At 70.3% G+C, this 21,476-nt stretch carries 20 protein-coding genes; 6 read left to right on the forward strand and 14 right to left on the reverse strand.

Annotation, left to right across the window (positions count from 1 at the left end; all coding sequences use genetic code 11):
• Window positions 1-858 (forward strand): phosphogluconate dehydrogenase C-terminal domain-containing protein, encoded by an 858-nt coding sequence (locus ABT001_RS01220; protein ID WP_351270472.1) that lies wholly within the window; start codon window positions 1-3, stop codon window positions 856-858.
• A 103-nt stretch (window positions 859-961) separates the two neighbouring features.
• Here ABT001_RS01220 and ABT001_RS01225 read toward each other — a convergent pair whose 3' ends face one another.
• Window positions 962-1,570: a TetR/AcrR family transcriptional regulator gene (locus ABT001_RS01225; protein WP_351270474.1), complete on the reverse strand. Its 609-nt coding sequence runs from the start codon at window positions 1,568-1,570 to the stop codon at window positions 962-964.
• A 102-nt stretch (window positions 1,571-1,672) separates the two neighbouring features.
• Between ABT001_RS01225 and ABT001_RS01230 the strand changes: the two genes are divergently transcribed.
• Entirely contained in the window at window positions 1,673-2,866 is a 1,194-nt protein-coding gene (locus tag ABT001_RS01230) for an MFS transporter (RefSeq protein WP_351270477.1), read from the forward strand.
• A gap of 53 nt (window positions 2,867-2,919) precedes the next feature.
• On the opposite strand, the gene ABT001_RS01235 is transcribed toward ABT001_RS01230, so the two are convergent.
• The 4 genes from ABT001_RS01235 to ABT001_RS01250 all read right to left on the reverse strand — a co-directional run bounded on the left by ABT001_RS01235 (window position 2,920) and on the right by ABT001_RS01250 (window position 6,232).
• Window positions 2,920-3,699, reverse strand: coding sequence for an ABC transporter permease (locus tag ABT001_RS01235; protein ID WP_351270480.1), 780 nt, complete (start codon window positions 3,697-3,699; stop codon window positions 2,920-2,922).
• Window positions 3,696-4,691: an ATP-binding cassette domain-containing protein gene (locus ABT001_RS01240; RefSeq protein ID WP_351270483.1), complete on the reverse strand. Its 996-nt coding sequence runs from the start codon at window positions 4,689-4,691 to the stop codon at window positions 3,696-3,698. Before ABT001_RS01240 ends, ABT001_RS01235 begins: the two co-directional genes overlap by 4 nt.
• Before the next feature lie 96 nt (window positions 4,692-4,787).
• Window positions 4,788-5,630: a DUF4097 family beta strand repeat-containing protein gene (locus ABT001_RS01245; protein ID WP_351270485.1), complete on the reverse strand. Its 843-nt coding sequence runs from the start codon at window positions 5,628-5,630 to the stop codon at window positions 4,788-4,790.
• Window positions 5,631-5,713: 83 nt separating this feature from the next.
• On the reverse strand, window positions 5,714-6,232 hold the full coding sequence (locus ABT001_RS01250) for a hypothetical protein (protein WP_351270487.1): 519 nt from the start codon (window positions 6,230-6,232) through the stop codon (window positions 5,714-5,716).
• Between the two features lie 118 nt (window positions 6,233-6,350).
• On the opposite strand from ABT001_RS01250, the gene ABT001_RS01255 reads away from it, so the two are divergent.
• Window positions 6,351-6,551 (forward strand): hypothetical protein, encoded by a 201-nt coding sequence (locus ABT001_RS01255; protein WP_351270489.1) that lies wholly within the window; start codon window positions 6,351-6,353, stop codon window positions 6,549-6,551.
• 82 nt (window positions 6,552-6,633) lie between these two features.
• On the opposite strand, the gene ABT001_RS01260 is transcribed toward ABT001_RS01255, so the two are convergent.
• The 5 genes from ABT001_RS01260 to ABT001_RS01280 all read right to left on the reverse strand — a co-directional run bounded on the left by ABT001_RS01260 (window position 6,634) and on the right by ABT001_RS01280 (window position 14,334).
• Window positions 6,634-8,118: a peptidoglycan D,D-transpeptidase FtsI family protein gene (locus ABT001_RS01260; protein WP_351270492.1), complete on the reverse strand. Its 1,485-nt coding sequence runs from the start codon at window positions 8,116-8,118 to the stop codon at window positions 6,634-6,636.
• A gap of 136 nt (window positions 8,119-8,254) precedes the next feature.
• A complete protein-coding gene (locus ABT001_RS01265) occupies window positions 8,255-9,100 on the reverse strand; it encodes an LLM class F420-dependent oxidoreductase (RefSeq protein ID WP_351270495.1) in 846 nt (281 codons plus the stop codon).
• Window positions 9,101-9,190: 90 nt separating this feature from the next.
• Window positions 9,191-10,759, reverse strand: a complete 1,569-nt coding sequence (locus tag ABT001_RS01270) for an APC family permease (RefSeq protein WP_351270498.1) — start codon at window positions 10,757-10,759, stop codon at window positions 9,191-9,193.
• A gap of 248 nt (window positions 10,760-11,007) precedes the next feature.
• Window positions 11,008-12,921, reverse strand: a complete 1,914-nt coding sequence (locus ABT001_RS01275) for an AMP-dependent synthetase/ligase (RefSeq protein ID WP_351270501.1) — start codon at window positions 12,919-12,921, stop codon at window positions 11,008-11,010.
• Window positions 12,922-13,056: 135 nt separating this feature from the next.
• On the reverse strand, window positions 13,057-14,334 hold the full coding sequence (locus tag ABT001_RS01280; protein ID WP_351270504.1) for an acetyl-CoA C-acetyltransferase: 1,278 nt from the start codon (window positions 14,332-14,334) through the stop codon (window positions 13,057-13,059).
• 74 nt (window positions 14,335-14,408) lie between these two features.
• Between ABT001_RS01280 and ABT001_RS01285 the strand changes: the two genes are divergently transcribed.
• The gene (locus ABT001_RS01285; protein ID WP_351270507.1) at window positions 14,409-15,731 is read left to right on the forward strand and encodes a 3-oxoacyl-ACP reductase; all 1,323 of its coding nucleotides are present in this window, start codon (window positions 14,409-14,411) and stop codon (window positions 15,729-15,731) included.
• 2 nt (window positions 15,732-15,733) lie between these two features.
• Window positions 15,734-16,570, forward strand: coding sequence for a MaoC/PaaZ C-terminal domain-containing protein (locus ABT001_RS01290; RefSeq protein WP_351270738.1), 837 nt, complete (start codon window positions 15,734-15,736; stop codon window positions 16,568-16,570).
• A gap of 10 nt (window positions 16,571-16,580) precedes the next feature.
• Here the strand turns inward: ABT001_RS01290 and ABT001_RS01295 are convergent, their stop codons facing one another.
• Window positions 16,581-17,225: a TetR/AcrR family transcriptional regulator gene (locus ABT001_RS01295; protein ID WP_351270510.1), complete on the reverse strand. Its 645-nt coding sequence runs from the start codon at window positions 17,223-17,225 to the stop codon at window positions 16,581-16,583.
• A gap of 221 nt (window positions 17,226-17,446) precedes the next feature.
• Here ABT001_RS01295 and ABT001_RS01300 point away from each other — a divergent pair, with 221 nt between their 5' ends.
• Window positions 17,447-18,646, forward strand: a complete 1,200-nt coding sequence (locus ABT001_RS01300) for an alpha/beta hydrolase family protein (RefSeq protein ID WP_502967394.1) — start codon at window positions 17,447-17,449, stop codon at window positions 18,644-18,646.
• A 63-nt stretch (window positions 18,647-18,709) separates the two neighbouring features.
• On the opposite strand, the gene ABT001_RS01305 is transcribed toward ABT001_RS01300, so the two are convergent.
• The 3 genes from ABT001_RS01305 to ABT001_RS01315 all read right to left on the reverse strand — a co-directional run bounded on the left by ABT001_RS01305 (window position 18,710) and on the right by ABT001_RS01315 (window position 21,421).
• Window positions 18,710-20,071 (reverse strand): dicarboxylate/amino acid:cation symporter, encoded by a 1,362-nt coding sequence (locus ABT001_RS01305; protein WP_351270513.1) that lies wholly within the window; start codon window positions 20,069-20,071, stop codon window positions 18,710-18,712.
• 393 nt (window positions 20,072-20,464) lie between these two features.
• Window positions 20,465-20,761 (reverse strand): DUF4229 domain-containing protein, encoded by a 297-nt coding sequence (locus ABT001_RS01310; RefSeq protein ID WP_351270516.1) that lies wholly within the window; start codon window positions 20,759-20,761, stop codon window positions 20,465-20,467.
• 132 nt (window positions 20,762-20,893) lie between these two features.
• Complete coding sequence (locus ABT001_RS01315) at window positions 20,894-21,421, reverse strand: GNAT family N-acetyltransferase (RefSeq protein WP_351270519.1); 528 nt, start codon at window positions 21,419-21,421, stop codon at window positions 20,894-20,896.
• Between the last annotated feature and the right edge of the window lie 55 nt (window positions 21,422-21,476).

Genomic DNA, 21,476 nt, shown 5'->3' on the forward strand with positions numbered 1-21,476 from the left:
ATGGCCACCGGATCCAAGACCGTCGCCGTCATCGGAGCCGCAGGCAAGATGGGCCGGCGCGTCTCCGACAACCTGGTCGAGAGCGACTTCCGGGTGCTCTTCAGCGAGGCGTCCCCCAAGGGCCAGGAGCTGATCCGCGGCCTGGGCCGCGAGCTGACCGAGTCCGCCGAGGCGGCCGCCCGGGCCGACGTGGTCATCCTCGCCGTCCCCGACGTCGTCCTCGGCAAGGTGTCCGAGGAACTGGTGCCGCTGATGCAGCCGGGCACCGTCGTCCTCACGCTCGACCCTGCCGCCGCCTACGCCGGACTGCTGTTCTCCCGCGACGACATCCACTACGCCTGCGCCCACCCCTGCCACCCGTCCGTCTTCCTGGAGCGCACCACCAAGGAGGAGTGGCAGGACACCTTCGGCGGCATCGCCGCCCCGCAGGAGGTCGTCGCCGCGTACGAGGGCGGTGACGCCGCCAAGCAGGAGCTGGCCGACTCGGTCATCCGCGTGATGTACGCGCCCGTGATCGACGTCCACTGGGTCACGGTCAAGCAGCTCGCGGTCCTGGAGCCGACCCTCGTCGAGACGATCGCCTGCATGGTCGGCGCACTGCTGACCGAGGCCCTCCACGAGACCGTCCACACGGTGGGCGTCCCGGAGAAGGCGGCCCGCGCCATGCTGCTCGGCCACACGCAGGTCGCGCTGGCCAACACCCTCAAGGGCTCGAACCCGTTCTCCGACGCCTGCCTGATCGCGATGGACTACGGGCGCGAGTCGATCGTCCGCGACGACTGGAAGAACGTCTTCAAGGACGAGGAACTCGACAAGGTCATCACGCGGATGCTCAAGATCAAGGAGATCAAGCGCTGACCCGGTCCTGACCACCGGCACCACCGCTCAGGTCTCCTGCGAACGGGCCGGGCTCTCCATCAGGGGTGGAGGGCCCGGCCCTTTCGCGTGCCGCAGGCGAGCGTCACTGTCCTCGCGTGTTCCAGTCCGCGAGCACCGCATCGGCCCCGGCGTGCAGGTCGCGGGCCGGCACGCCGTCACACACCTGCACCGAAACGCCGAGCAGGAAGCCGTGAATCATCGAGGTGACGCCGTCCACATCGGCGTCCTCGGCGAGTTCCCCCGAGGCGACCCCGCGTACGACGAGCTCCCGGATACGCGCCCGGTCCCCCGCCCGGCGCGCCACTACGGCCGTGTGCGGCCCGGACTCCCCCTCTCCCGGCGCACGCACCGTCCCCGAGAGGGCGACGAGACATCCGCGAGGGTGAGAGGGGTCGGTCTGCATGTCGATCGACCCGTGCAGCAGGCGGGCGACAGCCGCGCGAGGGCTCGCCGCCTCGTCCGTCACGACATCGGTGACGCTGCCCGGCCCGGCGATGTAGTGCTCGACAGCCCTCTCGAACAACCCCTCCTTCGAGCCGAAGGCGCCGTACAGGCTGGCTGAGGACAGGCCCGTGGCCTCACGGAGCTGGGCCAGCGATGTCGCCTCGTAGCCCTGTTCCCAGAAGAGCAGCATCGCAGCCTCCAGGACGGCTTCCTGGTCGAAAGCGCGGGGACGGCCGACAGGGGACACGGCAAACCTCCTCCATTGCGGACTGACTGATCCAGTTTGACACCTCCCACCACCTCGATCAATATCGGATCAATCGATCCAGAATCAGGGAGGGTCCACCCGATGACCACAACCAGCACCACTCCGATCCGCGAACGGGCGTCCAGCTCGTTCCCCGTCCCGGCGCTGGTGGTGATGGCGTGCACCGGATTCATCGTGATCATGACCGAGACGCTGCCGGCGGGACTGCTCCCGCAGCTCGCGGCCGGACTCGACGTCTCCGAAGGCGGCGCCGGTCAGCTGGTGAGCGCCTACGCGATCGGAACGGTCCTGGCGGCCGTCCCCTCGATCATGCTGACGCGCGGGGCACGGCGGAAGCCGCTCCTCCTCGTCGGTCTGCTCGGGTTCCTCGTCGCCAACTCCGTCACCGCGGTAGCGCCGTCGTTCGCCGTCGCACTCGTCGCCCGGTTCCTCGCGGGAGCCTTCTCCGGCCTGCTGTGGGGCATGCTCGCCGGGTACGCCCGCCGTATCGTCGCTCCCGAGCGCGCCGGCCGCGCCCTCGCCATCGCCATGACCGGAACCCCGGTCGCACTGGCCGTCGGCACCCCTCTCGGCTCCTGGCTGGGCTCGGCGGCCGGATGGCGCTGGTCCTTCGCCGCGATGTCACTGCTCAGCGTCATCGTCATGATCCTCGCGAAGTTCCTCGTGCCCGACGCCCCAGGGCAGTCGGCACAGACGCAGGCTCCGCTCGGCCGAGTGCTGCGCACGGCCGGTGTGGCGACCGTCCTCGCCGTCGTATTCATCTGGATGCTCGCGCACAACCTGCTCTACACCTACATCGCCCCCTTCCTGCACCAGATGCACCTGACGCTCCGGCCCGACGTCGCGCTCCTTGTTTTTGGCGTCGCCGCACTTGGAGGGATCTGGGTCACCGGCGTGTTCATCGACCGCACACTGCGCAGGCTCACCCTGGCGAGCGTGGCCCTGTTCACCGTCGCCGGCGTGTTCCTGGTCGCCGCGCAGCAGTCCACCGTGCTCGCCCTGCTCGGAATCGTCCTGTGGGGCCTCGCGTTCGGCGGCTCGGCGACTCAGTTGCAGACGGCCATGGGCGAGGCCGCGGGAGAGAACGCCGATGCGGCGTACTCGATGCTGACGACCGTCTTCAACCTGGCGATCTTCGCAGGCGGGGCGGCAGGAGCTGTGATCGTGGAGGGCGTCGGCGCACGGGTCCTGCCCGCCGCGGTGATCGCCCTCGCACTCGTCTCGCTCGTCACGGTCGGCTTCGGCCGACGCGCGGCATTCCCGACGGGGAGGTGACCGAGCGGGGGCCCGCACCTGGCGCGGGCCCCCGCACTCCTTTTCCTCACCGGCTACTTGGGGTCGCGGTCGTACTGGGACTTGGACCAGCGGTAGCCGAGGAGGGAGAGGGCTAGGCACCAAGCAAGCGTGATCCAGCCGTTGTTGCCGATCTCGGTGCCCAGCAGGAGCCCGCGCAGGGTCTCGATCGCCGGGGTGAAGGGCTGGTACTCGGCGATCGGCTGGAACCACCCCGGCATGGCGCTCAGGGGGACGAACGCGCTGGAGATGAGGGGCAGCAGGATCAGGGGCGTGGCGTTGTTGCTGGCCGCCTCGGCGTTGGGGCTGCCCATGCCCATGCCGACGGCGATCCAGGTGTAGGCCAGGGAGACCAGGACCAGCAGCCCCAGAGCCGCGAACCACTCCAGCGGGGTGGCGTTCGTGCGGAAACCCATGGCGACGCCGACGGCGCCGACCACGATGACGCTCAGGACGGCCTGCATGACGCTGCCGGCGACGTGTCCGAAGAGGACGGAGCCTCGGTGGATGGCCATGGTGCGGAAGCGGGCGATGATGCCCTCGCTCATGTCCGTGGACACCGATACGGCGGTACCGACCACCGTGGAGCCGATGGTCATGAGCAGGACGCCGGGGACGAGGTAGGCGATGTACGCGGAGCGGCCCGCGCCGCCGCTCATGGTGTCGCCGAAGATGTAGACGAAGAGCAGCAGGAGCATGACCGGGGTGAGCAGCAGGTTCAAGGTCATGGACGGATAGCGCCGGGCGTGCAGGAGGTTGCGGCGCAGCATGGTGGACGAGTCGCGTACGGCGAGGGAGAGGGTGCTGCTGCTCATCGGGCGTCCTCCTTGGACTGGTTGGACTGGTTGTTCTGTGTGGGGATGCTGGTGAGGGCGAAGAAGACGTCGTCGAGGTCGGGGGTGTGGACGGTGAGTTCGTCGGCCTCGATGCCCGCCGAATCCAGCCAGTCGAGGATGGAGCGGAGTTCGCGCTGGCTGCCGTCGCTGGGGATCTGCAGGGCGAGTGCGTCGTCGTCGGCGGTGGCCTCGTGGAGGGTGGAGGCTGCGTCGCGGTAGGTGTCGGGGTCGGTGAAGCGGAGGCGGATGTGTCCGCCGGGGATCATGCGTTTGAGTTCTTCGGCGGTGCCCTGGGCGGCGATCTTCCCGTTGTCGAGGACCGCGATGCGGTCGGCGAGTTCGTCGGCTTCTTCCAGGTACTGGGTGGTGAGGAAGACCGTCACGCCGGTGGCGACCAGTTGGCGGATGATGGTCCACATGGTGTGGCGGGAGCGGGGGTCGAGGCCCGTGGTCGGTTCGTCGAGGAAGATGATCTTCGGGTTCCCGACCAGGGTCATCGCGATGTCCAGGCGGCGCTTCATGCCGCCGGAGTAGCCGGCGGCGGGCTTCTTCGCCGCGTCCACCAGGTCGAAGCGTTCGAGGAGTTCGGCGGTGACCCGCTTCCCCTCACCACGGGAGAGGTGGTTCAGGTCCGCCATCAGGAGCATGTTCTCCTCGCCCGTGATCAGGCCGTCCACGGCCGAGAACTGCCCGGTGACACCGATCGCCGCACGCACCGCCTGAGGCGCGGCGACCAGGTCGTGGCCCGCCACCTGGGCCTGTCCGCCGTCGGCGGAGATCAGCGTGGAGAGGATTTTCACGGCGGTGGTCTTGCCGGCACCGTTCGGGCCGAGCAGAGCGAACACGGACCCGGCCGGGATGTGCAGATCGATGCCGTCGAGGACGGTCTTGTCGCCGTAGGACTTGCGCAGCCCGACGGCGGAGACGGCGGCAGGCGACTGGGGACCGTCACCCTTTTTAGACATGGGCATGACAGAAGAAGACATGGAGTACCCCGTTCGATGACTGAAGTGCGATGACTGAAGTGACTGATGCGTGGGCGCGTCGAGGTGGCGGGCCCTTCCGGGTCAGACCTTGGCGCGACGGACGTCGATGTTGCCGTGCCGGGTGCGCGCGCGGACGGTGACGGTGTCCTCGGACTCCTCCGGGGAATCGGACGCGGTGAGCGAGTTGCGCACCTGCCCGGAGCGCGAGTGGGCGTCGAGCCAGGCGGCCGTACCCGCACGGACGCCGACCTCGATGGAGCCGTAGTTGGTCTCCAACTGGACCGTTCCGCGCACCACTTCCCCCACCCGCAGCAGGCCGTGCGCGGTGAAGGCGGCGACCGAGTCCTCGGCACGCCGGATGTCGATGTCGCCGTTGGCACCGCGCACCCGCAGCTCACCGGCCACGACACCGACGTTCGTGGAGCCGTGCGAGTTCTTCAGGACGGCCGGGCCGTCGACGACACCGATGCGCAGACTGCCGGAGCTGGTGGTGACCTCGGCCAGACCCTCGACCCGGTCCACGGTGACCGATCCGTGCGCCGCCGCCACCTTCAGCGGGCCGGTCGTGTCGAGACGGACATCGCCGACGGAGGTCTTCACCTGGACCTCTCCGAGACGCCCCTCGCCCAGCACCTGGGCCCATGAGCCCGTCACGCCGATGTGCGAGCCCGCGGGCAGTTCGACCGTCACGTCGAGGACGCCGGTGCGGCCGAACAGGCCGGACTTGGGCGTCCGGACGCCCAGGACGCCGTTCGCGTAGACGACCTCGGTCTGGGCAGCCGTCCTGACGTCCAGGTCCTTCTTCGGATCGCGGGGCAGGACCTCGACGACGGTGTCGAGACGGTCGCCCGCGGTGAACTGGATGGAGCCGGCTTCCACGTGCGCCGTGGCCGAGATCGGTTCGGGAGTGTCGAAAGAAGGCATGGCTGTCCCGTCCTCTTGGGTCTTGGGATCGTCCCCGCCTGGGGCGGGGACGTGATGTGGGTGGTGCGGGTGACGTGGTGCGGCTAGCGCACCCAGCCCGTGAAGCTCTGTCCGAGGGTGCGGGCCTTCTCCGGCGTGCGCGGCCGGGGGTCGCCGTCGACCGCGGCCGACACGGCGCGTACGAGCCATGCGTTGACCGACAGCCCCTCCCGGGTCGCGACCTCCTCGGCGCGGGCCTTGAGGTGGGCCGGCAAACGCAGGTTGACCCGGGCGGTGCCACCCTCGTCGCCGTCGGCCGGGACCGGGGCCCTGAGCGGCTCGGCAGGTGCGGCCGGCTCGGCGAGGGTTTCGCCGTCGGTGGGCGGCGGCGTCACCACGAAGTCGGGGTCGAGCCCACGCAGCCGTACGTCGACCGAGCCGGGGGCGAGCTCCCGGGTGATCTCGTCCGCCGCGGCGGCGAGCATGTTGAGCATGGTCAGCCGGGCCGCCGACTCCAGAGGAGCGGTGAGCCTCTCCGCCAGCTCGCGGGATGCGTCGCCGCCGGCATCGGCGGCCACCGCGAGTTCACGGCGGAGGGTGTCGACATACGGAGTGAGGTCCATAGCGCCATAGTGGCACCACTATGGCGCCGCACGCAAGTCCCTCCCGGGAGGGACTCAGGGTGAACCCCTCAAGCACTCACTTGACCTGCGTAAATGCATCGATGCTCACAGAGGAGGCATGGCATCACATACGCGCAGACGCTGCAGTGACACCTGCAGCGACACCCACGTGGCACCAGGTGGCACCACGCCGCGCCACACGGTGCCGACACCCCTCGATTTCGCCGTCGACCCGATGGACCAGCCCGAAGTGAACAGCTGTGCACATGAGGACACCGAGGTCACCGTCATCGTGATCCACCTGGGCCGCATCGGCTGACCCGCCCCAGGCCCGCGCACGACGGAGGCCCCCGTCCCGGCTCGTCGCCGGGCGGGGGCCTCCGTCTGCTCGGGAGCCCGTCCTACTTCCCGAGGGCCGCCTTCATCACTTCCCTCGCGATCGGGCCACCGAGGCCACCGCCCGAGATGTCGGAACGCGAGATGTCCATCGCGGTCGGGTCGATGAACACCGCGACCGCGACCGCCTGGCCGTCGGACTTCTTGCCGTACGAGACGAACCAGCCGTACGGGACTTCCTTGCTCACGTCGTCACCACGCTGAGCCGTACCCGTCTTGCCGCCCACCGTCACGCCGTCGATCAGGGCGCGCTTCGCACTGCCCTCCTTGGCGGTGAACTCCATCATTTCCTGGACCTTCTTCGCCGTCTCCTCGGAGACCGCCTGGCTCTTCAGCTCGGGCTCGTGCTTCTCCAGGGTCGACAGGTCCGGGCCGCGCAGCTCGTCCACGAGGTACGGCTGCATCAGCTTGCCGCCGTTGGCGAGGGCCGCCGTGACCATCGCCATCTGCATCGGCGTGCTCGTGAGGCTGCCCTGACCCATGCCGGTGAGGGCCGTGCCGGGCTTGTCCAGTTCCTGGGGGTAGAGGCTCTTCGTGGCGAGCATGTCGCCGAAGGCATCGGAGTAGACGTCCTCATTGAAGCCGAACTTCTCGGCCGTCTCACGCATCCCCTCGTCGCCCACCTTGAGCGCGGCGTCCAGGAAGACGTTGTTGCAGGAGTACTGCATGGCCGTCTTCATCGACGCCTTGTTGCACGTCTGGTCACCCGCCTCGCTGCTGATCTTGCTCGACGACAGCGGCAGGGGGTAAGGGGACACCGCGTCGGTCCGCGCGTCGACGTCCGAGACGACGCCGTGCTCCAGGGCCGCGGCGGCCGTGAGGATCTTGAAGGTGGAGCCGGGCGGGAAGGTCTCGCGCAGCGGCCGGTTGGCCAGCGGCTTGCCCTTGTTGTCGACCAGGGCCTGGAACTTGTCGCCCTCCTTGAAGGAGTTGCCGGCGAAGACCGAGGGGTCGTACGAGGGGGTCGAGACCAGGGCGAGGACCTTGCCGGTGGCCGGGTCGAGGGCGACGACGGCGCCCCGGGCGTCGAGGTCGGTCAGGCCCTTGTAGGCCGCCTCCTGCGCCTTGGGGTCGATGGTGGTGATCACATCGCCACCGCGCCTCTCCTCACCGGTGAGGATGTCCTTGGCGTGGCGGAAGGCGAAGCGCTCGTCCTGGCCGCTGAGGATGGTGTCGTAGGTGTTCTCCAGGAGGGACATGCCCTGCGCCTGGGAGGCGTAGCCGGTGACGGGGGCGTACATCGCGCCCTGCTTGAAGGTGCGCTGGTACTTGAAGTCGGTCCCCTCGACCGCCTTCGACCCCGTGATCGCCTTGCCGCCCACGATGATGTCCCCCCGCGGGGTGGCGAACTGGGTGATCTTGACACGGCGGTTGTGCTCGTGGGTCGCGAGCTCCTCGCTCTCCGCGTACTGGAGCCAGTTGGCCCGTACCAGAAGAGCCAGCATCAGCAGCCCACAGAAAATGGCTATATGCCGCAATGGCCTGTTCATCGTGCTCCTGCTCCCAGGCAGCCGGGCACACACGCACACGGGCCGCACCATCGATGTCCGGAGGTGATAGATGCGATTTTAGCGTTGTCGGTTCCACCGGCAGATCGCCCCCGGCAGGTTCCCGTCCACAGGTTTTTCACAGATACGCCGCATACGCGTCCAGTGCCCGCAGCACCTCGGTCTCCGCGGCCGAGGGCAGTTGCAGGACGACCTCGTCGACGCCGAACTCCGCGTAGTACGCCAGCTTCCCCGGAGAGGGCTGGACCGCGTAGGGCACCACCTGGAGGTGCTTCGGGTCGCGGCCCGCCTCCTCCCAGGCGCTGCGCAGCTTCGGCACGGACTCGGACAGCCCGCGTCCACCGATCGGCATCCAGCCGTCCGCGTCCTGAGCGATCCGCGCGAACAGCTTCGGGCCGGCCGCCCCGCCGATCAGGGTGCGCGGACCGCTCACCGGACCGCGCGGCCTCTGCACCGGCTTCGGATGGGCGAAGCTCGCCAGGACGGAGCCGAACTCACCCTCGTACGCCGTCGGTTCGTCCGCCCACAGCGCACGCATCAGGGCCAGCCGGTCCCAGCCGAGGGCGCGCCGGGTCGACCATTCCACGCCGTGGTCGGCGGCCTCCTCCTTGTTCCAGCCGAAGCCGATGCCGAGCGTGAGGCGGCCGCCGGAGAGGTGGTCGAGCGTGGCTGCCTGCTTCGCCAGATCGATGGGGTCGTGCTGGGCGATCAACGTGATGCCGGTACCGACGGCCAGGCGCTCGGTGACGGCCGCGGCCTGCCCCAACGCCACGAAGGGGTCGAGGGTGCGGCCGTATTCGGCCGGCAGCTCGCCGCCCGCCGGATACGGCGACTCACGGTTCACCGGAATGTGGGTGTGCTCGGGCAGATAGAGCCCGGCGAACCCCCGCTGCTCCAGCTCGCGCGCGAGCCGGACCGGGGTAATCGTCTCGTCGGTGAGGAAGATCGTTGTGGCGATCCGCATGCGAGGCACCTCCGTCGTCGTCCGTGACGCCTCCACGGTATGCGGTGGAACACGCCGCCGAGACCACTCGGCCCGGCCGGTGCGAACCGCTCAGTCGCCCACCACGAGCACCGGGGTCTCCTTCGTCAGCACCTCGCCGCGGAAGAACGCCGGGCCGCGGCGCCGCATGGCCTCCATCAGCACCACGCCGAGCAGCAGCAGCCCGACACCGATGACGAAGACGGAGCCGACACCGAGGACGGACGATCCGGAGCCGTACGCCGGGTCCCACATGTCGTACAGGGTCTTGCCGAAGACCGCTGCGAGCAGCAGGCCGCCGACGACGGGGAAGAGGCCCTTGAAGACGAGGTCGCGGGCGGAGCGGGTGAGGTCGGCGCGGAAGTACCAGGCGCAGGCGAAGGCCGTCAGCGCGTAGTAGAAGCAGATCATCAGCCCGAGGGCGTAGATCGTGTCGATCAGGACGTGCTCGCTGACCAGGGTCATCACCGTGTAGAACACCCCGGTCGCGACGCCCGCCACGACCGTGGCCCTGCCGGGTGTCCGGAAGCGGGGGTGGACGCGGGCGTAGGAGGCCGGCAGCGCCTCGTACGCCGCCATCGCCAGGACCGTGCGTGCCACCGGGATGAAGGTGGTCTGCAGGCTCGCGGCGGCTGACGCCAGCACCGCGAGGAAGAGCAGGATGCCGAGGCCGGGGCCCATGACCGGGCCTGCGAGGGCGGCGAAGACGTTGTCGGAGGTGTCCGGGTCGGCGAGGCCGTGACCCGAGTCGCCGGCGCCGACGACCATCTGGGCGGCGATGCCGGTCGCGAGGTAGGAGCCGACCAGGACGACCATCGCGATGAGGGCGGCGCGGCCGGGCGTCTTCGCCGATCCGGTGGTCTCCTCGTTGGCGGTGAGACAGGTGTCCCAGCCCCAGAACATGAAGATCGAGAGGGACAGTCCCGCCGTGAAGGCGGCGAAGGAACGGACGGCGAACGGATTCAGCCAGGACCAGGAGAAGTCCATGGACGTCGCGGCGAAGTCGCCACTGCCCGCCTTCCGGACGGCCATCGCCACGAACACCGCGAGGACCACGAGCTGGAGGACCACGAGGGTGTACTGGAGGCCCTTGGTCGCCGTCATCCCCCGGTAGCTGACCGCCGTCGCGACGGCGATCAGGAGGAGGCAGGTGAGGATGTGGACCGGCTTGCTGTCGTCCAGGGCCGCGATCGATTCGCTGCCGGAGATCTCGCCGGCCAGCAGCCAGAAGTAGGAGGTGGCGACGCCGGCGAGGTTGGACAGGACGATGATCGTGGCGATCACCAGCCCCCAGCCGCACATCCACCCCAGGCGCGGCCCGAAGGCCTTGACCGTCCAGGTGAACGAGGTGCCGCAGTCCGGCACGGCCTTGTTGAGCTCCCGGTAGGCGAAGGCCACCAGCAGCATCGGCAGGAACCCGGCCAGGAACACGGCGGGCATCTGCACACCGACCTCGCCCGCGGTGGACCCGAGGGTGGAGGTCAGGCAGTACACCGGTGCGACGGTGGAGATACCGAGGACGGCGCTGCCCATCAGGCCGACGGAATTCCCGCCGAGGCCCTTCTCCCGTACGCCGCCGTCGGCCGGGGCGCTTCCCCGTACCGTGTCTCCGGCCCGTGGCCGCGCGTCCAGCTCAGTCATGGACAGGACGTTATGCGCTGCGATATCCACATCCGGAGGATGAGGCTCCGCCGCCTCACCCTTGACTAGCAACACCTGAACGGAACTTGAACCGAAGCATCGAAGGCATGAGTCAACTCACGCCTTCCAATTGATGCCCCAGGGTGCGGTCCGGGGAAGTACGGGAACCGCACCCCTGTCCGTTTTGCAGTGGTTCAGAATTTTCCCGCCGTCCGCCTGCCGGACATCCGCCGGAGGCGCACCCCGCCCTACTGCTTCCGGTACAACTCCTCGATCTCCGCGTCGAAGTCCCGCGTGATCGCGTCCCGCTTCAGCTTCAGCGACGGGGTGAGGTGGCCGCTCTCCTCGGTGAAGTCCTGCGGCAGGACGGTGAACTTGCGGATGGACTCGGCACGCGAGACGAGCCGGTTGGCCTCGTCGACCGCCCGTTGCAGCGCGCCGCGCAACTCCTCGTCCTCGACCAGCTCGTGGAGCGGGACGTCCTCCTTCTTCCGCATCCGGCGCCAGTGGGCGAGACCGTCCGGTTCCAGGGTGATCAGGGCACTGATGAACGAGCGGTTGTCCCCGACCACCATGCACTGGCTGACCAGCGGGTGGGCGCGCAGCCAGTCCTCCAGCGGGGCGGGGGTGACGTTCTTGCCGCCGGACGTGATGATGATGTCCTTCTTGCGGCCGGTGATCGTGAGGTAGCCGTCCTCGTCGAGCGCCCCCAGGTCGCCCGTCGGGAACCAGTCGTCCTCCGGATACGGCGTGGCCCCGCCTCGCTCGGTGTCCCAGTAGCCCCGGAAGACCTGGCCCCCGCTGAGCAGCACCTCGCCGTCGTCCGCGATCCGCACGGCGGTGCCCGGCAGCGGCCAGCCCACCGTGCCCAGGCGGGGCTTGAGGGGCGGGGTCACCGTGGCGGCGGCGGTGGTCTCGGTCAGGCCGTAGCCCTCGAAGATCTGCATGCCGGCCCCCGCGTAGAACGCGGCGAGCCGGCTCCCCAGGGGGGAACCGCCGCAGATCGCGTACCGGACGCGGCCGCCCAGCGCGGCCCGGATGCGCCGGTAGACCAGCGGGTCGTAGAGGGCGCGGGCGGCGCGGAGCCCGAGACCGGGGCCTGGGCCCGTGCCGTGTTCGGCGGCCTCGACCGCCTCGCCGTAACGCTGCGCGATCCGGGACGCGCGGTCGAAGGACGAGGCACGGCCCATCTTCTCGGCGGTGGCGCGGCCGGTGTTGTAGACCTTCTCCAGGACGTACGGGATGGCCAGCAGGAACGACGGCTTGAAGCCGGCCAGATCCGCGAGCAGGTCCTCGGTACGGATGGACGGCGCGTGCCCGAGGCGTACGCGGGCACGCATGCAGCCGATCGCCACCATCCGGCCGAAGACATGGGAGAGCGGCAGGAACAGGAGGGTCGAGGCGGGGTACTTCGACACCGACTTGAAGACCGGGTGGAGCAGCTCGATGGCGTTGTCGACCTCGGCGAAGAAGTTCCCGTGCGTCAGGACGCAGCCCTTGGGCCGGCCCGTGGTGCCCGAGGTGTAGATGAGGGTGGCGGGGCTGTCCGGTTCCAGGGCGGCGCGACGCGCCGCGACGACCTCGTCGGGTATGTCCTTGCCGAGCGTCTTCAGCCGGCTCACCGCGCCCGTGTCGAACTGCCAGAGGTGCGTGAGGTCTCCGAGCTGCTGACGCTCCTGGCTGACCAGCCGCCCCTGCTCCTTGGTCTCCACCGCGCAGGCGACGGCTCCGGAGTCCTGGAGTATCCACCGCGTCTGAAAGGCGGACGAGGTCGGGTAGATGGGCACCGTGACCAGGCCGGCCGCCCAGGACGCGAAGTCGAGCAGCGTCCACTCATAGGTCGTACGGGCCATGATGGCGACCCGGTCACCGCTCCGCAGGCCCTCGGCTATCAGACCCTTGGCGACGGCCTGGACCTCCGCGGCGAAGGCGGCGGCGGTCATGTCCTGCCAGCTTTCGTCGGCCTGCTTACGGCTGAGGACCGCCTCGGAGGGCGCCTCCCGGGCGTTGTCGAAGGGGATCTCGGCGAGCGAACCGCGCCGTACGGTCGGCGCGAGCGGCGGCACGGAGACTTCCCGTACGGTGCCGTCGGCCGCCCTGACCTTGGTCGGTTCGACCAGGACGGGTACGGCGGGTACGGCGGCGGGGGCGGGCGTGGACACGAGCGGCTCCTCGACGTGGGGTCCGGCGCCGGCCCGTCCTGGGGGTCCGGCGCCTCGGCGGCTGCTGGGTGCGCGGGGTCGTTCACGTACGGATGGTGGCCTGCGGGGTTCAGGGGTGTGCGGTGGCCCGGGGGTTCAGGGGCGTTCCAGGATCGCGGTGACCCCCTGGCCGCCCGCGGCGCAGATCGAGATCAGCCCCCGGCCGGGCGCGTCCCGCTCCGCGAGGAGCTTGGCCAGGGTCGCCACGATCCGGGCGCCCGTCGCGGCGAAGGGATGGCCGGTGGCGAGGGAGGAACCGACCACGTTCAGCCTGGTCCTGTCGACGGGGGCGAGCCCCTGCTCCTCCCAGGACGCCAGGGTGGCGAGCACCTGGGAGGCGAACGCCTCGTGGACCTCGAAGAGATCGAAGTCCCCGACGGTCAGCCCGGCCCGCTCCAGCATGCGCGGCACGGCGTACGCGGGCGCCATCAGCAGCCCGTCCTCGCCGCTCACGTGGTCCACGGCGGCCGTCTCGTACAGCGACAGGTACGCCAGCGGTTCCAGGCCGCGCTCCTCGGCCCACTCCTCGCTCGCCAGCAGCACGGTGGCCGCGCCGTCGGTGAGGGGGGTCGAATTGCCCGCGGTCATCGTCGCGTCGGGGTGACCGGCGCCGAACACCGGCTTCAGCGTCGCGAGTTTCTCCACCGTGGAGCCGGGGCGCAGATTCTGGTCCCGGTCCAGGCCGAGGTACGGGACGACGAGGTCGTCCAGGAAGCCGCGTTCGTACGCGGCGGCGAGCCGCTGGTGGCTCGTGGCGGCCAGCAGGTCCTGGTCCGCGCGGGTCACGCCCCACTTCCGGGCGGTGACCGCCGCGTGCTCGCCCATCGACAGCCCGGTGCGGGGCTCGGCGTTGCGCGGGATGTCCGGGACGAGATGGCTGGGCCGGACGGCGGCCAGCGCCTTGATCCGGGCGCCCGGTGACGTGGCGCGGCGGGCCTCCAACAGGATCCTGCGCAGCCGGTCGTTGACCCCGAGGGGGGCGTCGCTCGCGGTGTCCGTGCCTCCCGCGATCGCCGAGTCGACCGCGCCGAGCGTGATCTTGTTGGCCGCGGCGATCACGGCCTGCAGTCCGGTGCCGCACGCCTGCTGGATGTCGTACGCCGGAGTGCGCGGGTCCAGGGCCGAGCCCAGGACGGTCTCTCGGGCCAGGTTGAAGTCCCGGCTGTGCTTGAGGACCGCGCCGGCGACGAACTCTCCGACCCGCTGTCCCCGCAGGCCGAAGCGTTCGACGAGCCCGTCCAGCGCGGCGGTCAGCATGTCCTGGTTCGACGCCTGCGCGTACGGGCCGTCGGAGCGGGCGAACGGAATGCGACTGCCACCGATGACCGCGACCCGGCGCGGCCGCGGAAGTGCGAGGGGAATCAACTCGACCAACTCATCTCGACAACTCCTGACCCTTGAGTAACCTTACTCCGGAGTAAATCTACGACCGAGCAGGAGTCCAGACAATGGCCGACCGCTATCTGCACTTCACCGGCACCGCACCCGGCCGCTTCCTGACCCGCAGGCTCGGCCTGCCGCAGCCGATCCCGCTGCGGCGCTGGACACTGGAGACCCCTTCCCTCGTGGGGCCGTTGCTCCACCTCACCGCGGGCAGCTCCGCCCACTCCGACACCCTCGGCCGCGTGCTCGCGGCGACCGGCCTGAAGGTCACCGACCGGGCCGACCGCCCGGCCGCCGTCGTCCTGGACGCCACGGGCATCACCACCGCGGCCGGACTCGCCGACGTGCACGCCGCCCTGCACCCCGTCGTACGGTCACTGGCCCCCGGTGGCCGCGTCGTCGTCCTCGGCACCGCTCCGTCCCCCGACGACCACCACCAGGCGGCGGCCCAGCAGGCGCTCGAAGGCTTCGTACGCTCCCTCGGCAAGGAGATCGGACGGGGTTCCACCGCTCAGCTGCTGCGGCTCGCACCCGGGGCCGACGCCGCGTCGGCCGAGTCCACCCTCCGCTTCCTGCTGTCCCCCCGCTCCGCCTACGTCAGCGGACAGGTCGTCGAACTCGGCGCCGACGCGCCCGGCAAGGTGACCGACTGGGCCGCCCCCCTGTACGGGCGCACCGCACTCGTCACCGGAGCGGCCCGCGGCATCGGCGCGGCCGTCGCCTCCGTCCTCGCCAGGGACGGCGCCCAGGTGATCTGCCTCGACGTCCCTCAGGCCCGGGAAGAGCTCGTCCGCACCGCCGCCCGCCTCGGCGCCACCGCCCTGCCGCTGGACATCACCGCCCCCGACGCCGCCGAACTGATCGCCGCCGCCGTCCCCGACGGCCTCGACGTCCTCGTCCACAACGCCGGCATCACCCGGGACCGCCGGCTCGCCAACATGCCGGCCGACCGCTGGGCCTCCGTCATCGACGTCAACCTGGACAGCGTCCTGCGCACCACGGACGCCCTCATCGAGTCCGGCACCGTGCGCCGCGGCGGACGGATCGTCGCCACCGCGTCCATCGCCGGGATCGCGGGCAACAACGGCCAGACCAACTACGCGGCCAGCAAGGCCGGCATCATCGGCCTCGTCCGCTCCCTGGCCCCTCGGGCGGCCGCCGAGCACGGCATCACCGTCAACGCCGTCGCGCCCGGTTTCATCGAGACGAAGATGACGGCCGCCGTGCCCCTCTTCATCCGGGAGGCCGGGCGCCGCATGAACTCCCTGTCCCAGGGCGGCCTTCCCGTCGACGTGGCCGAGACCACCGCCTGGTTCGCCCAGCCCGCCTCCGGCGCGGTCAACGGCCAGGTCGTACGGGTCTGCGGCCAGAGCCTGCTGGGGGCGTGACCATGACCGGCCTCGGCCTCTCCCTCGTCCGCGGAGCCGTCACCTCACCCTTCAAGCGCGCCGGACGCCCTGGCGCCGCGCTGCCCGCCGACCGCGCGACGCTCCCGCCCGCGCGCATGGACCCCGGGCCCCTCGCCGCGTACAGCAGGATCTGCGGCTTCGCCGAGTCGGGCCCGCTGCCGCTCACCTACCCGCACGTCCTGGGCTTCCCCCTGGCCATGCGGCTGATGACGGCCCGCCACTTCCCCCTGCCGGTGCTGGGACTGGTCCACACGTGGATCGAGATCACCGCGCACCGGGCCCTCCAGCCGACGGACGCGCTCGGACTCACCGTGTACGCCGCCGCACTCGCACCGCACCGGCGCGGCACCGAGGTCACGATGGTGACCGAGGCCCGGCTCGCGGGCGAGCTCGTCTGGGAGTCCCGCAGCGGCTACCTGTCCCGGCACACGACCGGAACACCGACCGCCGCCCCACCGGCCCCGGCCACAACCCCGGAACCGCCGGCCGTGGCCGAGTGGCGGCTGCCCACCGACCTCGGGCGGCGGTACGGAGCCGCGTCGGGCGACCGGAACCCCATCCACCTCCACCCCGTGACGGCACGGCTCTTCGGCTTCCCCCGGCACATCGCGCACGGCATGTGGACCGTCGCCCGCTGCCTGGCGGAGGCCGGGAACGGCGCCGGCGGGCCGGAGGGCCGGATCCGGTCCCTGCGCGCGGACTTCAAGGCACCGGTCCTGCTGCCCTCCACCGTCGCCTACGCCGCCGACGACACCACCTTCCAGCTGCGCGGAGGCAACCGCGTCCACCTCACCGGCAGCGTGACCCGGGAGAGGTGAGCGGGCCGGCTCAGTCCGCCGGCGACTGCCAGCCACGCCCGTGCATGAGGTTCTCCAGACCCGCCCACGAGAAGTTCATCAAGGTGGTCGCTGCCTCCTTGGCCGAGACACCGGGAGTGAGGTTCGCCCACCCGGCGAGCGCTTCCGCCGCCCCCACCAACGCCTGCGCGAGCCCCGCCACATCCCTGTCGGGCAACGCGGGATCACTGTGCGCCTCACGCGCCGCCGCACCGATCAGACCCGTCACGAACGCAACGATCTCCTTGCGCAGCGCCCCCACCTCACTGACGAACGGCTCCCCGTGCGAGCTCGCCTGCTGGTGCAGCACCGCCCAGCCGTCCGGGTTCTCCGCCGTGTGCGTGAAGAACGCCCGCAGTCCCGACCACAGTTGCCCGTCAGCCGGACTCCCCGGCTCCACCCCCGCCCGCACCGCTTCCACCAGCGCCTTCGACTCGCGGCGGATGCACGCGGTGAAGAGCTCCTCCTTGGAATTCAGATACAGATAGACCAAGGGCTTGGACACACCGGCCAGTTCCGCGATCTCGTCCATCGAGGCGGCCCGGTATCCGCGCTGCGCGAAGATCCGCACGGCCGCGTCCATCATCTGCTGCTCACGCACCGCGCGCGGCATCCGTTTGCTCTTCACTGCACTCACGTCAGACATCCCTCCCGCCCCCGCTGCGCTACTCCTCGGTAAGAGTACGGCGCGGCCCCGCCCGCCGTCGTACGGAGAGGGAAGCGGCCAGGCCACGATGGCCGGTAGTCGCCCACCAGCCCCTGGGGCGCTTCCGTGTACGCCCGTACAGCCCAGGTCTCACACAGGATCAGCCCTGGGGCCGACGTCTTCGTCACGGGCCCCGGCCTAGTGTCCCTGGCATGACGATGAGACTCCGCAGAGGGACAGCCGTCGCCACCCTCGCAGCCATGGCCCTGCTGGCCGCACCCGTCGCCACCGCCCGGGCCTTACCCGCCTCCGCGCCCGCCGGGTCCGCCGCACCCGCCGCCACGCTCGAACTGCCCCGCCCGACCGGCCCGTACGCCGTCGGCACCGAGGTCCTGCACCTGACCGACCACGACCGCACCGACCCCTGGGTGCCCGAGTCCGGGGACCGCCAGCTGATGGTGTCGGTCCACCACCCGGCGCGGGCGGGCGGCCCAGGGCCCTCCGCGCCGTACATGAGCAGGGACGAAGCCGAGGCCCTGCTGGCGGGCCTCGGACTGGGAAACGACGCACCGGCCGAGCTCAGCTCCCTCGCCACCCACTCCCGCACGGACGCGATCGGCGCCCGGGGCCGGTTCCCCCTCGTACTGCTCTCCCCCGGCTTCGGTAACCCCCGCGCCACGCTGACATCCCTGGCCGAGGACCTGGCGAGCCGTGGCTACGTCGTGGCGAGCGTCGATCACGCCTACGAATCCATGGGGACGGCCTTCCCCGGCGGGCGGATCCCTCCGTGCGCGGCCTGTGACGCGGTCGAGGCGGCACCGGACGAGGACGCCGAACGGAAGGTGCTGAAGTCCGTTTCCACCGGACGCGCCGCCGACCTCTCCTTCGTACTCGACCGGCTGACAGGGCCTCGCCCGTCCTGGGAACACGCCCGCATGATCGACCGGCGCCAGGTCGCCGCCGTCGGCCACTCCATCGGGGGCAGCGGCGCAGCCTCGGTGATGCTCGCCGATCCCCGCGTCGACGCCGGGATCAACATGGACGGCACCTTCTTCGAGCGGATCCCCGAATCCGGCCTCGGCGAGCGCCCCTTCATGATGCTGGGCACCACCACCCACTCCCCCGGCGGCGAGGACGACTCCTGGGACGAGGGCTGGAAGCGGCTGGACGGCTGGAAGCGTTGGCTCGGTGTGGAGGGTTCCGGCCACTCCAGCTTCACGGACGTACCCGTCCTGGAGGACCGGATGGACGTGACGCTCGACCCCACGGTCACGCTCACCACCGCTCGACAGGTCGACATCACCCGGGACTACGTCAGCGCCTTCCTCGACCAGCACCTGCGCGGCCGGCACCAGCGGCTGCTGGACGGCCCCACCCCCGGAAACCCCGAGGTCGTCTTCCAGCGGCCCTGACGGCCCCGGCACACGGCAGCGCCCCCGGACGCGGAGTCCGGGGGCGCTGCCGAGCGGGGAGAGTCACACCGAGACGGGGACGCCCTTCGTCTCCACCTCACGCACCTCGGCCTCGGGCTCCTCGACCGGGGAGGCCGACGCCGAGTTGTACATGTCGTGGTCGAGGATCTTCTCGCGGGCCGAGACGATCACCGGGACCAGCGCCTGACCGGCCACGTTGGTGGCGGTGCGCATCATGTCCAGGATCGGGTCGATGGCGAGCAGCAGGCCCACGCCCTCCAGCGGGAGGCCCAGCGTCGACAGGGTGAGGGTCAGCATGACCGTGGCGCCGGTGAGGCCGGCGGTGGCCGCCGAGCCGATCACCGAGACGAACGCGATCAGGATGTAGTCCCCGATGCCCAGCTGCACGTCGAAGATCTGCGCGATGAAGATCGCCGCCAGCGCCGGGTAGATCGCGGCGCAGCCGTCCATCTTCGTCGTGGCGCCGAACGGGACGGCGAAGCTGGCGTAGTTCTTCGGGACGCCGAGACGCTCGGTGACCTGCTGGGTGACCGGCATGGTGCCGACCGAGGAGCGGGAGACGAAGGCCAGCTGGATCGCGGGCCAGGCGCCCTTGAAGAACTGCAGCGGGCTGACCTTGGCGACCGTGACGAGCAGCAGCGGGTAGACGCCGAACATCACCAGGGCGCAACCGATGTAGACGTCCGCGGTGAAGGTGGCGTACTTGCCGATCAGGTCCCAGCCGTACGTGGCGATCGCGTAGCCGATGAGGCCGACGGTGCCGAGCGGGGCGAGGCGGATCACCCACCACAGGGCCTTCTGGAGGAGCTCCAGGATGGACTCGCTGAGGGCGAGGATGGGCTTCGCCTTCTCGCCGAGCTGGAGCGCGGCGATGCCGGCGACAGCGGCCATGAAGACGATCTGCAGGACGTTCAGCTCGGTGAACGGCGTGATCACGTTCTCCGGGATGATGCCCGTGAGGAAGTCGAGCCAGGAGCCGGCGTTCTCGGGCTTGGCGCCGTCCTTCGGGGTGAGGCCGGTGCCGGCGCCCGGGTTGGTGACCAGACCGATCGCGAGACCGATGGCCACCGCGATCAGCGACGTGATCATGAACCAGAGCAGGGTGCGGGTGGCCAGCCTGGCGGCGTTGTTGACCTTGCGCAGATTGGTGATCGACACCAGGATCGCGAAGAAGACGAGGGGCGCGACGGCCAGCTTGAGCAGCTGGACGAAGATGCCGCCGACCTTGTCGAGGGTGGTGACGAGCCAGCTGACGTCCTGGCTGCGGGCGAGCCAGCCGAGCAGGACACCGAGGACCAGACCGGCGACTATCTGTATCCAGAACGGGATGCTGGGCAGGCGGAAGCCGGAGCCGGACGGCTTACCGGCTTCCGTCTCGGCGGCGGGCGCGGTATTCGCGGACACGGGCACACTCCAGATGTGACGCATCGGAACGCACGGGGACATACGTACGGTCGTGCGGTCGAACAGGGGGACGGGGGTGCGGCGCCCGCGTCAGGGGCGGCGCCGCTGCATGATGCCGGTTCAGACGTTGCGGCAACAGACCGCGGACATACAGCGGCAGAGGTCGACATGCAGGCGCACCACGAGCGGGACGCCCAAGGCGTGGTGGGTGCGCACTGCTGTAGTCATGTCGAATACGTTAACACTGCACCTTTGAGAAGCTCAAAGGTCTGCTTCTCGATCGACCGGACCGACGGGCGCCCCGGACACGCCGAAACCCCGGTACGGGAGCGTCTGCTCCGGTCCGGGGCCTGGTCTGTGCGGGGTACGGGTGTGAGGAAGCTTACGCGGCCCCTACCGGGTGACGCTGTCCTCGCGGGTGCGGTTCGCCTCGAGCCTGGCCTTGGTCCGGTCGACCGTCGAGACGAGCTGTTCGGACATCTCGTCGCGCTGCTTGCGCAGCATGATGAAGCTGAGGGGCGCGGAGAGCAGCAGGCCGAGAAGGATGACCCAGACGGCGTTGGATCCGCCGACACCGGCGGGCAGGACGCCGAAGTGGACCGCCACACCGGCGACGAAGAAGCAGCCGACGAAAATCAGCAGGCGCATCGCGGTGTACCGGATCGTTGCGCTCGGCTTGGCAGCGGACACGGCTGGCCTTCTCTCTACGTCCTGCGTTCCGTGGTCGTGCAGTCGGGGTTCCTGCCCGACCAGTGAAGCATGCCCCGAATTCGATCAGTTCTCAGGGTTGCCGTGCCAGGTCCGTCACCGGACGGCGGGCCCCTACCGGGGGAGCGGGAGCAGCATGATCACGTCGTCGCGGTCGTCGCCCTCGGCGACCCGGATGGCGTCCGGGACCCGGCCCACCTCCTTGTATCCGCAGGAGCTGTAGAAGCGGTCGGCTCCGGTGCCCCCGCGGCAGGTCAGCCGGATGGCCTCGATGCCGTCGAGCGCTCTGGCCGCGTCGGCCGTTGCCTCCATCAGGGCGCGACCGTAGCCCTTGCCCTGGTGTCGCGGGTGGACCATCACCGTGTAGACGCCGATCCAGTGCCGCATCAGCCGGTGGGTGTTGTGGGTGAGGAAGGCGGTGGCGGCCACGGTGCCGTCCTCGTCCCGGCCGACGATCAGGTGGGTGCGGCCTTCCACCATCCCGGCGAGGTGCTTGACCAGCTCGGCCCTGACCTCCTCGCCGGTGACGGGCGGCAGGAAGCCGACGGCCCCGCCGGCGTTGCTGACGTCGACCCAGAGATCGGTGATGCCGTCCCGCAGGGCTCGGTCGAACGCGGGATCCACTGCAAAGGTAAGCGCCATACGCGCAGATTAACTATTACGAAGGGCATGGTTCAAGCGGCGTCCACGACGCATC

This window comes from Streptomyces sp. NPDC002793 (assembly GCF_040295485.1).
GTDB lineage: Bacteria > Actinomycetota > Actinomycetes > Streptomycetales > Streptomycetaceae > Streptomyces.